The 13,821-nt window shown below is 72.4% G+C and carries 14 protein-coding genes; 7 read left to right on the top strand and 7 right to left on the bottom strand.

Going from position 1 to position 13,821, the window contains the following annotated elements:
* Positions 1-14 precede the first annotated feature (14 nt).
* Both greA and K415_RS23755 read right to left on the bottom strand, forming a co-directional pair.
* Positions 15-503 carry a transcription elongation factor GreA gene (greA, locus tag K415_RS0101695; RefSeq protein WP_024285384.1) on the bottom strand — a complete coding sequence of 163 codons (489 nt, stop codon included), beginning with the start codon at positions 501-503 and terminating at the stop codon, positions 15-17.
* Positions 504-792: 289 nt separating this feature from the next.
* Positions 793-1,206, bottom strand: coding sequence for a DUF4307 domain-containing protein (locus tag K415_RS23755; protein ID WP_024285383.1), 414 nt, complete (start codon positions 1,204-1,206; stop codon positions 793-795).
* Between the two features lie 156 nt (positions 1,207-1,362).
* On the opposite strand from K415_RS23755, the gene mca reads away from it, so the two are divergent.
* Genes mca through K415_RS0101670 form a run of 3 tightly spaced genes read left to right on the top strand, consistent with a single transcriptional unit; the run spans position 1,363 to position 3,472 of the window.
* Positions 1,363-2,277, top strand: a complete 915-nt coding sequence (mca, locus tag K415_RS0101680) for a mycothiol conjugate amidase Mca (protein WP_051480368.1) — start codon at positions 1,363-1,365, stop codon at positions 2,275-2,277.
* A complete protein-coding gene (locus K415_RS0101675; RefSeq protein ID WP_024285381.1) occupies positions 2,274-2,651 on the top strand; it encodes a hypothetical protein in 378 nt (125 codons plus the stop codon). The genes mca and K415_RS0101675 overlap by 4 nt, the downstream gene beginning before the upstream one ends.
* Complete coding sequence (locus K415_RS0101670) at positions 2,648-3,472, top strand: carbon-nitrogen hydrolase family protein (protein WP_024285380.1); 825 nt, start codon at positions 2,648-2,650, stop codon at positions 3,470-3,472. Before K415_RS0101675 ends, K415_RS0101670 begins: the two co-directional genes overlap by 4 nt.
* A gap of 147 nt (positions 3,473-3,619) precedes the next feature.
* On the opposite strand, the gene K415_RS0101665 is transcribed toward K415_RS0101670, so the two are convergent.
* Entirely contained in the window at positions 3,620-4,279 is a 660-nt protein-coding gene (locus K415_RS0101665) for a hemolysin III family protein (protein ID WP_024285379.1), read from the bottom strand.
* A gap of 192 nt (positions 4,280-4,471) precedes the next feature.
* Here K415_RS0101665 and K415_RS0101660 point away from each other — a divergent pair, with 192 nt between their 5' ends.
* From K415_RS0101660 to K415_RS0101645, 4 genes are all read left to right on the top strand, one after another.
* Positions 4,472-5,233: an isoprenyl transferase gene (locus K415_RS0101660; RefSeq protein ID WP_024285378.1), complete on the top strand. Its 762-nt coding sequence runs from the start codon at positions 4,472-4,474 to the stop codon at positions 5,231-5,233.
* A gap of 255 nt (positions 5,234-5,488) precedes the next feature.
* Positions 5,489-6,850: a PhoH family protein gene (locus K415_RS0101655; RefSeq protein ID WP_051480731.1), complete on the top strand. Its 1,362-nt coding sequence runs from the start codon at positions 5,489-5,491 to the stop codon at positions 6,848-6,850.
* Between the two features lie 252 nt (positions 6,851-7,102).
* On the top strand, positions 7,103-9,202 hold the full coding sequence (locus tag K415_RS0101650; RefSeq protein WP_024285376.1) for a methyl-accepting chemotaxis protein: 2,100 nt from the start codon (positions 7,103-7,105) through the stop codon (positions 9,200-9,202).
* Between the two features lie 102 nt (positions 9,203-9,304).
* Entirely contained in the window at positions 9,305-9,724 is a 420-nt protein-coding gene (locus tag K415_RS0101645; protein ID WP_024285375.1) for a protease inhibitor I42 family protein, read from the top strand.
* 78 nt (positions 9,725-9,802) lie between these two features.
* Here the strand turns inward: K415_RS0101645 and K415_RS0101640 are convergent, their stop codons facing one another.
* The 4 genes from K415_RS0101640 to K415_RS0101625 form a co-directional block, all read right to left on the bottom strand.
* Positions 9,803-11,269, bottom strand: a complete 1,467-nt coding sequence (locus tag K415_RS0101640) for an aspartate ammonia-lyase (RefSeq protein ID WP_024285374.1) — start codon at positions 11,267-11,269, stop codon at positions 9,803-9,805.
* A gap of 76 nt (positions 11,270-11,345) precedes the next feature.
* Positions 11,346-12,062 (bottom strand): carbonic anhydrase, encoded by a 717-nt coding sequence (locus K415_RS0101635; RefSeq protein ID WP_024285373.1) that lies wholly within the window; start codon positions 12,060-12,062, stop codon positions 11,346-11,348.
* A 146-nt stretch (positions 12,063-12,208) separates the two neighbouring features.
* On the bottom strand, positions 12,209-12,628 hold the full coding sequence (locus K415_RS0101630) for a DUF1761 domain-containing protein (protein ID WP_024285372.1): 420 nt from the start codon (positions 12,626-12,628) through the stop codon (positions 12,209-12,211).
* A gap of 40 nt (positions 12,629-12,668) precedes the next feature.
* Entirely contained in the window at positions 12,669-13,727 is a 1,059-nt protein-coding gene (locus tag K415_RS0101625; protein WP_081784835.1) for a carbohydrate kinase, read from the bottom strand.
* Positions 13,728-13,821: the final 94 nt, after the last annotated feature.

The raw sequence follows: 13,821 nt of genomic DNA, 5'->3' as shown, positions 1-13,821 counted from the left end.
CCGGGCGCCGGTGATCAGAGCCGGAAAGGCGTCGCGTCGTGGATGACGACCGCGATCTCGGTGCCGTTCGGCGCGGTGTAGGACGTCTCCTCGCCGCGTGAGCGACCGATGATCGCGGCGCCGAGGGGTGACCGGTCGCTGTAGACGTCCATCCCGGTACCCTCCCCGACCTCGCGCGAGCCGACCAGGAAGACCATCTTGTCCCCGCCGACGGTCGCGGTCACGACCATGCCGGGCTCGACCACGCCGTCGTCCGGCGGGGCCTCGCCGACCACGGCGGTGCGCAGCAGCTCCTGCAGCTGGCGGATGCGGGCCTCCTGCTTCGCCTGCTCCTCGCGGGCCGCGTGGTAGCCGCCGTTCTCCTTGAGGTCGCCCTCGGAACGGGCGTCATCGATCTTGTCGGTGATCTCCGCGCGCGCAACACCGGTCAGGTGGGCGAGCTCGGCGCTCAGGCGGTCGTGCGCCTCCTGGGTCAGCCAGGTGACAGTCGTGGTGTCGGTCACGGTCGCTCCTTCCGAGCTCCTCGTCGTCCTGCTGATGGCCGGTCGGCGCAGTGCAGTGGGACGTGATGTGCAGTGGGACCTGATGTCCCAGGGGATGTCACGCCTGCGTGCGTCGGCCCGGTGGGGCACGTCGCTGTGCCGACCCTGCCGCAGCTGAGCATGCCAGAGGCATGTCGGGAGGCGGCCGTCACGGCGTGGAAACGACCAGGATAGCAAAGGGTCGGCCAGGTATGGCCGCAACCCCGCCGTCAGCCGAGAGATCACCCGTCGCGACGACCGACGGGACGGCTCAGTCCACCGCCGCCCAGCACGACTCGACGATCCCGGTCACCGCGGCCTCCGACGTCGCGACGGTGCTGCTCAACCGGACGACGCGTTCGGTGCCCGGCGGGACGTCCACCGTGAGCACGCCCACCTGGGCGTACTGCTCGTTGAGCGCCTGGAGCGTGCACCGGGCCGGTACCGCGGGGTCGGTGCGGATGACGTCGAAGTCGACCTCGACCCGCTCGGCGCCGTGCAGGGTGAATCCGACGTCCTGCCAGGCGACCGGCGTGTCGCCGACGCCGATGCCCAGCCACACCGCGAGAGCCAGTCCGCCGGCGCCGAGCGCCCACAGCAGGACGACGCGACGTCGTCGCACAGCGGCGTCCGGCTCGGGTCCGTACCGGCCCGCCGGGGGACTCGTCGGCGTCGGCGCGCTCATCGGTGCTCCTCGCGGGTCTGTGCGGTGTCGGGCCGGGTGCGTACAGTGCGACCCTGCCCCCGGGTGCGAGACCATTGTCGCCGGTGCGCGTCGAACGGTGCGCGTTCCGGGCGGTGCACTGCACCCGAGGACCGGATCGGGCCGGACACGAGGAGGATGTCGGTGGGCGAGACCCTGCAGACGAGGGGCCGGCGCAGCGGGTTGCGCCTGATGGCCGTGCATGCCCATCCCGACGACGAGTCGAGCAAGGGTGCGGCGACCACAGCGCGGTACGCGGCCGAGGGCGTCGACGTCCTGGTCGTGACCTGCACGGGCGGCGAGCGCGGCAGCATCCTGAACCCGCGCTACGCCGGTGCCCACGGGTCCCCGGCGGAGATGGCGCTGGTCCGCCAGGCCGAGATGGCTGCGGCCGCGAACGCCCTCGGTGTCCGCCAGCACTGGCTGGGCTTCGTCGACTCGGGTCTGCCGGAGGGCGACCCGCTGCCGCCGCTGCCCGAGGGGTGCTTCGCGCGGGTGCCGCTCGAGGAGGCCGCCGCGCCGCTCGTCGAGCTCGTGCGCAGCTTCCGTCCGCACGTGATCACGACCTATGACCCGACCGGGGGCTACCCGCACCCCGACCACATCATGTGCCACAACGTGGCGTTCGAGGCCTTTCATGCTGCGGCCGCCGCGGAGCACTACCGCGGACGTGGCGAGCCGTGGGCGCCGCTCAAGCTCTACTACAACCACGACTTCTCGCTGCACCGGATCCAGACCGTGCACGAGGCGGTCGTGGCCGCCGGGCTCGAGTCGCCGTTCGGTGACTGGGTCTCGTCGCGTGCCATGCGGGAGATCCCGGCACGCGAGGTGACCACCCGGATCGCCTGTTCGGAGTACTTCCCCGCCCGGGACGCCGCACTCGTGGCACATGCCACCCAGATCGACCCCGACGGCTTCTTCTTCGCGATCCCCCGTGAGCTCGAGATCGACGTCTGGCCGGTCGAGGAGTTCGAGCTCGCGGAGTCACGGGTCCCGGTGACCCTGCCGGAGGACGACCTCTTCGCCGGCATCCACCCGGAGGACTTCCGATGAGCGCGGCAGCGCTGGACACCCTCAGCCTGCACGGCGTCGGGTGGAGCCTTGAGCACGTCGCTGAGCACGGCCTCGCCGAGCACGGCCTCGCCGCCGGCTGGACGGCCACCACGGCGGCGGACCCCGACGAGCCGACCCTGCGCGAAGGCGTCGACCCGGAGGACGTGTCGCCCGGGGTGCTCGGCTTCCTGGTCATCTTCGCCGTGGTGCTCGCCTGCATCCCGCTCTTCCGTTCGATGACGTCCAAGCTGCGAGGCGTCGAGCACCGGGCACGACGCGAGGCATCGACCGACGACCTGCCGACGAACGACCTGCCGACCAACGACCTGCCGACCGACGCGCTGCCCGGCAGCCACGACGCGCCGGGGGCATGACGGTGCGCGTCCACGTCGCGGCGCAGACCACCGGCCTCGATCCGGCAGGCAACCGGGCGCTGGCCGTCGCGGCCGTCCGTGGTGCCGCCGACGACGGCGCGTCCCTCGTGGTGCTGCCCGAGTACGCCGCACGATTCGATCCGCGCGGCCCCGGCCCGGACCATGCCGAGCCGGTCGACGGTCCGTTCGTCACCGCACTGCAGGACGTCACGCGGTCCACCGGGGTGGTCGTGGTGGCCGGGACGCTGCTGCCGGGCAACCGCGCGGACCGCGCGGTGAACGCCGTGGTCGTCGTGGGCCCGGACGGTCTGGCCGGGCTGTACCGCAAGGTGCACCTGTACGACGCCTTCGGGCGGCGCGAGTCCGACCGCCTCGAGGCGGGGCCGGCGGACGTCCCGCCGGTCGTCGTGACGGTCGGGGATCTGCACGTCGGTGTGATGACCTGCTACGACCTGCGGTTCCCGGAGTCGGCACGCCGGCTGGTCGACGGCGGCGCGACTGTGCTCGTCGTGCCCGCCGCGTGGGCGGCCGGCGAGCACAAGGCCGACCACTGGCGCACCCTGCTGCGTGCCCGCGCGATCGAGAACACGGCCTACGTGCTCGGCGCGGCCCAGCAGGGCGCCGGCGTCGTGGGGGACTCGCTGGTCGTCGACCCGCTGGGCCAGGTGCTGGCCGAGAGCAGCGGCCCGTCACCGGCGGTGGCTGAGCTCGATCCGGCGTGGGTCGCGGCGGTCCGCGAGCGCAACCCCTCGCTCGCCAACCGGCGGTACGGCGTCGTCCCGCTGGACGGGCCGGTCGACACGGTGTGGCCGCACCCCTGAGGCCGCACCCCTGAGCGCCGCCCGGGCCGCAGCGGTCGGTCGGCTCGCACCGGCGTGGCGGTGGTGCATGGGGCGGGTCGCCGACGGGTCGCGGGTCGGTCGGGTCGCGTGCCGGTCAGGTCGCGTGCCGGTCAGGTCGCGTGCCGGTCAGGTCGCGGAGTACGTGGCGATACTGACCGCGATGTAGTGGCACCAGAAGCCCACGACGGTCAGCACGTGGAAGATCTCGTGGAAGCCGAACCACTGCGGGCTGGGGTTGGGCCGCTTGGTCCCGTAGACGACGGCGCCGACGATGTAGGCGATGCCGCCCGCGATGATCAGCCAGACGATCACCGGGCCGCCGGACGACCAGAACTCAGGCAGGAACCCGAGTGCGACCGAGCCGAGTGCGACGTAGACCGGCACGTAGACCCAGCGTGGTGCGCCGAGCCAGAACACCCGGGCGAGGGTCCCGAGCGCCGCCCCGGCCCAGACGACGACGAGCAGGTTGCGCTTGGTCGGCCAGTCGAGCAGGAGGACGGCGAGCGGCGTGTACGTGCCGGCGATGATCAGGAAGATGTTCGTGTGGTCCAGGCGGCGGAGCACCCCGGCGACCTTCGGTGACCAGGTGCCTCGGTGGTACACCGCGCTCAGGCCGAAGAGCATGATCGCGCTCAGGCCGAAGATCGCGTTGGACGCCTTGCCCGCGGTGGTCGGGGCCAGCGCGACGAGCACGATCGCGGCAGCCAGGACCAGGGGTGCCGTACCGGCGTGGATCCAGCCGCGGAGCCGGGGCTTGACCGCTGCAGCGAACGCTTCCGTTCCCATGACTTCCTCTCACCGCGCCAACTTACGCTTGCGTAGGTTAGCCCACCGGAGGGTGGGTCGGCAGCCATCTGCGGGCCGAGATCGACCGTCGCCACCGTCGCTGGCTGTACGGTGACGACGACGCCACGCCGTCGTCGCCTCGACGGCCGCGCGGAGCCACGACCGACCCACGCGAAGCCGGAGGAGTGCTGGATGCGACTGCCGCACCCGCTCTACGGCCTGTACGAGCGGCGTCTCGCTGCGTCCTTGCCGCGCGAGGCCGTCCCGCGTCACATCGGTGTGATCCTCGACGGCAACCGTCGCTGGGCACGCAGCCTCGGTGCCACCGCGTCGACCGGCCATCGTCGAGGTGCCGACAAGATCCATGAGCTGCTCGGCTGGTCGGAGGAGGTGGGGGTCGAGGTCGTCACCCTGTGGATGCTCTCGACCGACAACCTCTCCCGTACACCCCAGGAGGTCGCCGAGCTGCTCGGCATCATCCAGGACGCGGTCGGCGACCTGGCCGCGACCGGGCGCTGGCACCTGCAGGTGATGGGAGCGCTCGAGCTCCTGCCGCAGAGCGCGGTCGACGTGCTGCTCGTGGCCCAGGACCGCACCGCGGGCGTGGTCGGGCTGCACGTGAACGTCGCCGTCGGCTACGGCGGACGACGTGAGATCGCCGACGCCGTGCGCTCGATCCTGCGTGAGCACGCCGGCAGCGGGACCTCGCTCGAGGAGCTCGCCGAGTCCTTCGACGTCGAGCACATCGCCGAGCACCTCTACACGAAGGGTCAGCCCGACCCCGAGCTGGTCATCCGGACCTCGGGCGAGCAGCGCCTCGGCGGATTCCTGCTGTGGCAGAGCGCGCACAGCGAGTTCTACTTCTGCGAGGCCTACTGGCCGGACTTCCGCCGCGTCGACTTCCTCCGGGCCCTCCGGGCCTACGCGGCCCGTGAACGGCGCCTCGGTCGCTGAACGGGTCACCGCGCCTCGGTCGCTGAACGGGCCACCAACGCCTCAGCGACGCGTCTCACCCGTCTGCGTGAACATCAGGTTTCCTGGCGCGTGTCGCGCCGGGCGCCGCCGTGGCCGGGCGTAGCGTCCCGCGATAACGGACGACGTCCGTCGTCCCTCGGGAAGGCCAGCCCATGGAGCAGCTGCTCCGGGAGGAGGGCCGGTGCCCGGCCCTCCGGCCGGTCGACCGGACCCGTCTCGCCTGGCGCCGGCGGTCTGCCGGCGACGGGCCACCTGAGCGGCGCTGACGCGCCGGAGGGAGCCACCGTGGCCCGCACCTACGTGCTCGACACCTCCGTCCTCCTGTCGGACCCCCGCGCGATCCTGCGCTTCGCCGAGCACTCCGTGGTGCTCCCGGTCGTGGTGATCACCGAGCTCGAGGGGAAGCGTCACCACGCCGAGCTCGGCTACTTCGCCCGCGCGGCCCTGCGCATGCTCGACGACCTCCGGGTGATCAACGGGCGGCTGGACCAGGCGGTGCCGGTCGGCGATGCCGGTGGCACGCTCCGGGTCGAGCTCAACCACGTCGACCCGCAGGTGCTGCCTGCCGGCTTCCGGCTCGGCGACAACGACACGAGGATCCTCGCCGTCGCCAAGAACCTTGCGGACGAGGGGCACGACGTCACGCTGGTGTCCAAGGACCTGCCCATGCGGGTCAAGGCGTCCGCCGTCGGGCTGGCCGCGGAGGAGTATCGGGCCGAGCTCGCGGTCGACTCCGGCTGGACCGGCATGACCGAGCTGCAGGTCGCCGAGCAGCAGATGGCGAGCCTGTGGGAGTCCGAGCACATCGACCTGGCGGACGTGGACCTGACCGGGCAGGACCCTGGCCCGCTGCTGTGCCACACCGGCGTCGTCGTGCACTCGCCACGCGGCTCGGCGCTCGCGCGGGTCACCGCCGACAAGCAGGTCCAGCTGATCCGCGGCGACCAGGACGTCTTCGGTCTGCACGGTCGCAGTGCGGAGCAGCGCATCGCGATCGACCTGCTGCTCGACGACGAGATCGGCATCGTCTCCCTGGGTGGGCGAGCCGGTACGGGCAAGTCGGCCCTGGCCCTGTGCGCGGGCCTCGAGGCGGTCCTCGAACGTCGGCAGCACCGCAAGGTGATGGTCTTCCGGCCGCTGTACGCCGTCGGTGGCCAGGAGCTGGGGTACCTGCCCGGCGGTGAGTCGGAGAAGATGAACCCGTGGGCCCAGGCGGTGTTCGACACCCTCGGTGCGGTCGTCGCCCCCGAGGTCGTCGAGGAGGTCCTCGCCCGCGGGATGCTCGAGGTGCTGCCCCTGACGCACATCCGAGGGCGTTCGCTGCACGACGCCTTCGTGATCGTCGACGAGGCTCAGTCCCTCGAGCGCAACGTGCTGCTCACGGTGCTGTCCCGGATCGGCCAGGGCTCCCGCGTCGTGCTCACCCACGACGTCGCCCAGCGCGACAACCTCAGGGTCGGACGGCACGACGGCGTCGCGGCCGTGATCGAGGCGCTCAAGGGGCACCCCCTCTTCGCCCACGTGACGCTCACGCGGTCCGAGCGGTCGGCGGTCGCAGCCCTGGTCACCGAGATGCTCGAGGGCATCGAGGTCTGACCCGGACGGCTGGGCGGCCGGACGCCGGACGACCGGGGAGCTGGGGAGCTGGGGAGCCGGGCAGCCGGAGAGCCGGGTACTCCACCCGGGGGTCCGGGGACTCCACCCGGGGGTCCGGGGACTCCACCCGGGGGTCCGGGGACTTCACCCGGGGGGTCTGTCGGGGTTGTGCTCATGGTCGGCACCGCCGCGACGATGGTGCGGGTGCAGGGGGGAACGACGGCACGTCCGTCACGCCCAGAGGAGTCCCCCATGTTCTCGCTGCGGAGCAGCCTCCGGCTCCAGCTCGTCGCCACCGGCGCGGGCGCGGTGCTCGTCACGGCCGTCGTGCTCACGGTCATCGGCGGTGTCCGGTCAGCGAGCCTCGCCGACCGGACGGGCGAGGACGTCGCCGAGCTCAACGATGCCTCGATGCACGCGACCGTCGAGCAGTCCAGGGCGCTCGTCGCGACGCAGGTCGCGACCGTGACCGACCGGATGGCTGCCGAGCTGCACGTCGCTCAGCGTGTCCTCGAGCTCGCCGGACCGCTGACCTTCGGTCCGCCCGTGGCCTGGACCGCGAAGAACCAGGTCTCCGGCGAGACCGTGCCGGTGGACCTGCCGACGATGCTGGTCGGCGGCCGGTGGCTCGGCCAGAACCTCGACCTGGCCGTCGCGACCCCGGTGGTGGACGACGTGACCGGGATGCTCGGTTCGGCCGCCACGGTGTTCCAGCGCATCAACGACGAGGGCGACATGCTGCGCGTCGCGACGAGCGTCCCGACCGCGGACGGCACCCGCGCGATCGGCACCTACATCCCCGCGACGGCGGCGGACGGCTCGCCCAACGCCGTCGTGGCCACCCTGCTGGCCGGGGACACCTTCTACGGCACGGCCCAGGTGGTCGGCACGCCGTACGTCACGGCCTACGCGCCGATCGTGCAGGACGGGGAGGTCGTCGGCGCGATCTTCGTCGGGACGCCGCAGGCAGCCGTCGACGCCCCGCTGCGCGCGGCGATCGCGGAGGTCGTCGTCGGCGGGTCGGGCTACCTCACTGTGATGTCCGACGCCGGGGAGTGGGTCGTCCCACCGCCGGACGGCGCCGAGGGCTCAGCGCTCGAGGTGACCGACGCCGCCGGGCAGCCGTACGCCCAGGGCCTGATCGACACCGGCGCAGCCCTCGCGGACGGTGAGCAGGCGGAGGCCGACGTGGCCCTGGCAGCCGGCGAGATGACCGTCTACCTGACCCGTTACGGGCCGTGGGGCTGGACGATCGCAGCGTGGGGCGTGGACGACGAGCTGCAGGCCGCTCCGGCCCGGCTCGCCGCCGGCTCGCGCTCCCTGGTGACGACGCTGATCCTCGCCGGGCTGGTCGTGGCCGGGCTCGCCGGCGCGGTCGTCGTGGTGATCTCCGGGCGCATCGTGGGGCGGGTCGGACGGTTGACGGCCGCGCTGCGCCGGGTCGCCGCCCGCGACCTGTCCGCCGAGGTCCACGGCGAGGGCCACGACGAGATCGGGGTCATGGGTGACGCCCTGGGCGAGGCCATCGAAGGCATGCGTGACGCGGTGGGCCGGATGCAGGCCGGCGCCGTGGCCGTGCGGAACACCGCCGACCGGCTCGAGATGTCGAGCGGGACCCTCGAACAGGTCGCGGCGGAGTCGTCGGAGCGTGCCGACGAGGCCTCCCGCAGTGCCTCGGTCGTCAGCACCGAGGTGGGTGCGGTGACGGCCGCGATGACGCAGATGCGGGCCTCGATCGAGTCGGTGTCCCATGACGTGAACGCCGCGACGTCCCAGGCCGCACAGGCGGTCGGTGTCACGGGCGAGGCCGCTGCCGCTGCGACCCGCCTGGGTGAGTCGTCGTCGCACATCGCCGCCGTGCTCAAGACGATCACCACGATCGCCTCGCAGACGAACCTCCTCGCCCTCAACGCGACCATCGAGGCGGCGCGCGCGGGTGAGGCCGGACGTGGCTTCGCGGTCGTCGCCGGTGAGGTCAAGGACCTGGCGCAGCAGACCTCCGCGGCGATCGAGACCATCACACCGGTGCTCGAGGCGGTGACCCGGGACGCCCTGGACGTGCACGTCGCCGTCGGGCGCATCGCGGAGGCGATCACCACTGTCGACGAGCACCAGTCCTCGATGGCCGCCATCGTCGAGGAGCAGGCCACGACCACCTCGGAGGTCGAGCGCAACCTGCTGGTTGCGGCGGGCAGCTCGACGGACATCGCCGGTGCCGTCTCGGAGGTCGCGCGGACGGCTGCCCTGACCCGATCGGGTTCGCTCGAGGTGGGGCAGGCTGTGTTCGCGCTGGCCGGCGTCGCATCGGAGCTCTCGGCCGGCGTCGCGGAGTTCGTGCTGGTCGACGCCTGACCCGGTGGCCCGGGCCCGGATCTCAGGGGTGCGGGCCGTCGGGGCACGCCGGACGCGGCGACGTCTCGCCTGTCGGGCTGGTTGACTGCCCCCGTGTCCACCATGCGCCGAGCCGTCGTCCTGATCGCCCCGCTGCTGCTCGTCATCGCGGGCACCGCCGGCTGCTCGGACGGGTCCGACGGACGCACCGTCACTGTGGACTTCGCCGCGCAGGCTGTCGCCCTCGAGGTCGGCGACCTGCTGGTGGTGGACCTCGGCACGGTCAACGCCTCGGTCGGGGACGGCTGGGACCTCGTCGTCGAAGCTGATCCGGCCGTTCTCGGCGCCGCCGAGGTTCGTTCGGAGTACCTCGGGGACGAGGGCGAGGTGGGCGGGCCCAGCACGCTCGCCTACGCCTTCGAGGCGGTCGGCCCGGGGACGACGACGATCGAGCTCCAGTACGCGTACCGGGGGTCGACGGCCGAGGCCGACACCGGCCGGGTCGATCCGGCCCACACCAGTCTGCGTGTGACGGTCGGCTGACGCCGCCGGGTCGCTGCGGTCAGGCTCAGACCCGCGGCGAGTGACACCCCGCGGCGAGGCGCAGACCTGCGGTCAGGCTCAGACCCGCGGTGGCCTCGTCATCGACAGGACGTCGAGAGCCTCGTCGAGCTGAGCCTCGCTGACCTCCCCGCGCTGCACGAAGCCGAGGTCGACGACCGCCTGCCGAACCGTCACGCCGTGCGCGACGGCGTGCTTGGCGACTGTGGCGGCAGCCTCGTAGCCGATCACCCGGTTGAGCGGGGTGACGATCGACGGCGACGACTCGGCGTAGGCGCGAGCCCGCTCGACGTTGGCGACGATGCCCTCGACGGTCCGGTCGGCCAGCAGCCGGGAGGCGTTGGCGAGCAGGCGGATCGACTCCAGGACACCCTGGGCGATCACCGGGATCTGGACGTTGAGCTCGAACGAGCCGCTCGCGCCGGCCCAGGCGACGGTCGCATCGTTGCCGACCACCCGCGCCGCGACCATGAGCACGGCCTCGGGGATCACGGGGTTGACCTTGCCCGGCATGATCGACGAACCCGGCTGCAGGTCAGGCAGGGAGATCTCGCCGAGGCCCGTGTTGGGCCCCGAGCCCATCCAGCGCAGGTCGTTGCAGATCTTGGTCAGCGAGACGGCGATGGTGCGCAACGCGCCGGACAGCTCGACCAGCCCGTCGCGCGCACCCTGGGCCTCGAAGTGGTCGCGGGCCTCACGCAGGGGAAGGCCGGTGTCAGCCCGCAGCAGCTCGATCACACGGTGGGGGAACCCGGCCGGGGTGTTGATCCCGGTGCCGACCGCGGTCCCGCCGAGCGGCACCTCGGCGGCGCGCGGGAGGGTCGCGATGAGGCGCTCGACGCCGTAGCGCACGGCAGCCGCGTAGCCGCCGAACTCCTGGCCGAGGGTGACCGGGGTGGCGTCCATCAGGTGTGTCCGGCCCGACTTCACGACGCCGGAGAACTCGCTCGCCTTCGCCTCGAGGGTCGTGGCGAGGTGCTGGAGGGCCGGCACCAGGTCGCGCACGATGCCGGCGGTCGCCGCGACGTGGACCGACGTCGGGAAGACGTCGTTGGAGGACTGCGAGGCGTTGACGTGGTCGTTGGGGTGGACCGGACGGCCGAGGTGCCGCGTGGCGAGGGTCGCGATGACCTCGTTGGCGTTCATGTTCGACGACGTCCCCGAGCCGGTCTGGTAGATGTCGACCGGGAACTGCGCGTCGTGCGCGCCACCGGCGACCTCGTCCGCGGCAGCGGCGATCGCCCGGGCCACGTCGTCGGGCAGCACGCCGAGTGCCGCGTTGGCCAGCGCCGCGGCCTTCTTGATCCGCGCGAGGGCCTCGATGTGGCTCCGCTCGAGGCGCGTGCCGGAGATCGGGAAGTTCTCCACGGCTCGCTGGGTCTGCGCGCGGTACAGCGCGTCGACCGGCACGAGGACGTCGCCCATCGTGTCGTGCTCGATGCGGAAGCCGGCAGGCGCTGCGGCTGCCGTGGGTGCTGCGACTGCCGTGGGTGCAGCGGGTGCGGGTGTCGTCGCGTCGTCGGTCATGTCCTCAGTCTCCCATCGGTCGGACACCGGCCGCGGTCCGGCCGCGCCGGGTGGCCGCGCTCCGGCCGGGTGCAGGTCACAGGGCCAGGGGGCCCGACGACTCGACGAGGCGGACGCGGCCGTCGGCAAGCGTGTACTCGAGCCCGACGATCGCGCACCGGCCCTGCGCGACGGCGTCGGACAGGCCGGCCGAGTAGCTCTGCAGCATCCGCACGGTGTGCCGGACGTGCTCCCGACCGAGGATCTCCGCCGTGGGCACCAGCATCGGCCGACCGGCGTCCACCGGATCGCCCCCGGCACTGTCGGCACTGTCGGCATTGTCGGCCCGGTCGGCACTGTCGGCACTGTCGGCCCCGGCCTGCCGGGGCAGGTGGACGATGCTCGGGATCACGCGGTCGACGATCGCGCGGACGAAGCCGGCGGGCATCCGACCTGTGGTCAGGGCCTCCGCCGCGGCGCCGACAGCACCGCACGAGTCGTGTCCGAGCACGATCACGAGAGGTGCGTTCAGGATGTTCACGCCGTACTCGATCGAGCCGATCACCGTCGTGTCGACCACGTGCCCCGCGGTCCGCACGACGAAGAGGTCGCCGAGGCCCTGGTCGAAGATGATCTCGGCGGCGACCCGTGAGTCCGAGCAGCCGAACACCACGGCGAACGGGTTCTGCTCGGTGCTCAGCTCGGCTCGGTGGTCGACGCCCTGGGACGGGTGTTCCATCTCGCCGCGTACGAAGCGGGCATTGCCCTCGATCAGCGCGGACCAGGCCTGGGCGGGTGTGGGGCGGTTCGGCATGGGCTCATCCTGACAGCGCCCGGCTGCGTCGCCTGCGCGCCGCGCACGGGCCGGCCGGTGGTCGGCTGCTCAGACGACGCCCATCACGCTGAACACCACGGCCATCAGGCCGATCACAGCACCCATCACGCTGAGCACCACGGACGTCAGACGCCCATCACGCCGATCACCACGGACATCACGAGCACCGTCACGAGCTCGTGGGCCACGTTGAGCAGGGTCAGGGCCGGTGGCCGGCCCTCGAAGGCGTCGTGGGTGATCATGCGGGCCGCGGTGAAGCCGGCCCACAGGAAGAGACCGGTCACCAGCGCGTCGACCAGGAACGTCCCGTCGTAGAACTCGTGCGCGATCGACGTTGCCCCGGCCAGGACCCACGCCGTCACGAAGCTGACGACCACCGTGACGAGGATCGGCGTGATCCCGCGCGCGGCGGCCTGCTCCTCGTCGACCCGGGCGGCCTTGATCCAGAACCTGCCGAAGACGGCCTTGGTGTACCACACGGAGCCGACGACCAAGGTCGAGAGCGTGGCGATGACGACGGCCCAGATGTTGACCTCAGGAAACATGGTCCAACCCCTTCCCGTTCGACAGTCGCGCAGGACGGTCCTACGCGTCGAGCTCGGCCCGCGTCGGCGGGTTCGCACCCGCCCGGCTGACCGTGATGGCGGCGATCCGCGCACACCGCTCGAGGACGGTGCGCCACGTCGCGTCGCTGCCGGCCCGCAGGGCCTGACGACGATCGCCGCCGAGCAGGTCGGCTGACCACAGGCCGTCGATCAGTCCGCCCATGAAGGAGTCCCCGGCGCCGACCGTGTCCGCGACGGTCACCTTCGGGGCGACGACGTCGATCTGCTTGCCGTCGGCCGTCACTGCGGTCGCCCCGTTCCCGCCCATCGTCACGATGACGACGGCGGGGCCGGTGGTCGTCCAGCGCCGCGCGACGTGGAGCGGATCGGAGCCGGGCTCGAGCCACGCGAGATCCTCGTCGCTGACCTTGACGACGTCCGAGAGGGCGACGAGCCCTTCGATCACCGGGCGGGTGACCTCGGCGGGCGGCATGAGGGAGGGGCGCAGGTTCGGGTCGTACGTGATCGTCGCGGAGTCCCGGTGCGCAGCGAGGATCCTGGCGACGTCCGGGCCCCCCGGCTCGAGGACGGCAGCGATCGAGCCGGTGTGCACGACGATCGGGGCCACCGGTGGCGACGCCCAGCGCTCCGGCACGTGCCAGGACAGGTCGAAGACGTAGCTGGCGACGCCGTCGGCGTCGATGTCGGCGGTCGCGACCGAGGTGCGCTCGGCGGTGGCGCTGCCGGGCACGATCGTCACCCCCGACGCCTCCAGGTGGTCGGTCAGGGCGCGGCCGTGCGTGTCCTGGCCGAACCAGGTCAGCAGGTCGACCCCACGCCCCAGGCGGCACAGCCCCAGCGCGACGTTGGCCGGGCTGCCGCCAGGATGCTCGGCCACGCTCCCGTCAGCGCGGCGCACGACGTCGATCAGCGCCTCGCCGATGACCAGCGCACGTCGTTCGATCACGTCCGGCGAGATCTCGGGCGAACCCTCGGGCGCCGGCTCGAACGTGCGCTCGACGACGTCCAGGTCAGGACCGACGGGCGTGGCCCCGGTACCTGCGGCGTCGTCCGGACGGGGGGCGGTCGATTCGGTCATCAGGCGTCCTGGTCCTCGGTGTTGTCAGCCCGGTCGACGTCGTCGTGGGCTCGCGCTGGGCGCTCGGGCTGTGCGGTGCGTGGCTGCGTGGGTT

The organism is Cellulomonas sp. KRMCY2 (assembly GCF_000526515.1).
Taxonomy (GTDB): domain Bacteria; phylum Actinomycetota; class Actinomycetes; order Actinomycetales; family Cellulomonadaceae; genus Actinotalea.
Note: the sequence above shows the minus strand (reverse complement) of the source record. Positions and strands in the feature narration are given on the sequence as shown.

Excerpts from the sequence above, each read along its gene's own strand:
- K415_RS0101660 (WP_024285378.1), top strand. The coding sequence starts at position 4,472 with ATGCGACTGCCGCACCCGCTCTACGGCCTGTACGAGCGGCGTCTCGCT.
- K415_RS23755 (WP_024285383.1), bottom strand. The coding sequence starts at position 1,206 with ATGAGCGCGCCGACGCCGACGAGTCCCCCGGCGGGCCGGTACGGACCC.
- K415_RS0101635 (WP_024285373.1), bottom strand. The coding sequence starts at position 12,062 with ATGCCGAACCGCCCCACACCCGCCCAGGCCTGGTCCGCGCTGATCGAG.
- K415_RS0101665 (WP_024285379.1), bottom strand. The coding sequence starts at position 4,279 with ATGGGAACGGAAGCGTTCGCTGCAGCGGTCAAGCCCCGGCTCCGCGGC.
- K415_RS0101640 (WP_024285374.1), bottom strand. The coding sequence starts at position 11,269 with ATGACCGACGACGCGACGACACCCGCACCCGCTGCACCCACGGCAGTC.
- K415_RS0101650 (WP_024285376.1), top strand. The coding sequence starts at position 7,103 with ATGTTCTCGCTGCGGAGCAGCCTCCGGCTCCAGCTCGTCGCCACCGGC.
- K415_RS0101670 (WP_024285380.1), top strand. The coding sequence starts at position 2,648 with ATGACGGTGCGCGTCCACGTCGCGGCGCAGACCACCGGCCTCGATCCG.
- mca (WP_051480368.1), top strand. The coding sequence starts at position 1,363 with ATGTCGGTGGGCGAGACCCTGCAGACGAGGGGCCGGCGCAGCGGGTTG.
- K415_RS0101625 (WP_081784835.1), bottom strand. The coding sequence starts at position 13,727 with ATGACCGAATCGACCGCCCCCCGTCCGGACGACGCCGCAGGTACCGGG.
- K415_RS0101645 (WP_024285375.1), top strand. The coding sequence starts at position 9,305 with ATGCGCCGAGCCGTCGTCCTGATCGCCCCGCTGCTGCTCGTCATCGCG.
- K415_RS0101675 (WP_024285381.1), top strand. The coding sequence starts at position 2,274 with ATGAGCGCGGCAGCGCTGGACACCCTCAGCCTGCACGGCGTCGGGTGG.
- K415_RS0101630 (WP_024285372.1), bottom strand. The coding sequence starts at position 12,628 with ATGTTTCCTGAGGTCAACATCTGGGCCGTCGTCATCGCCACGCTCTCG.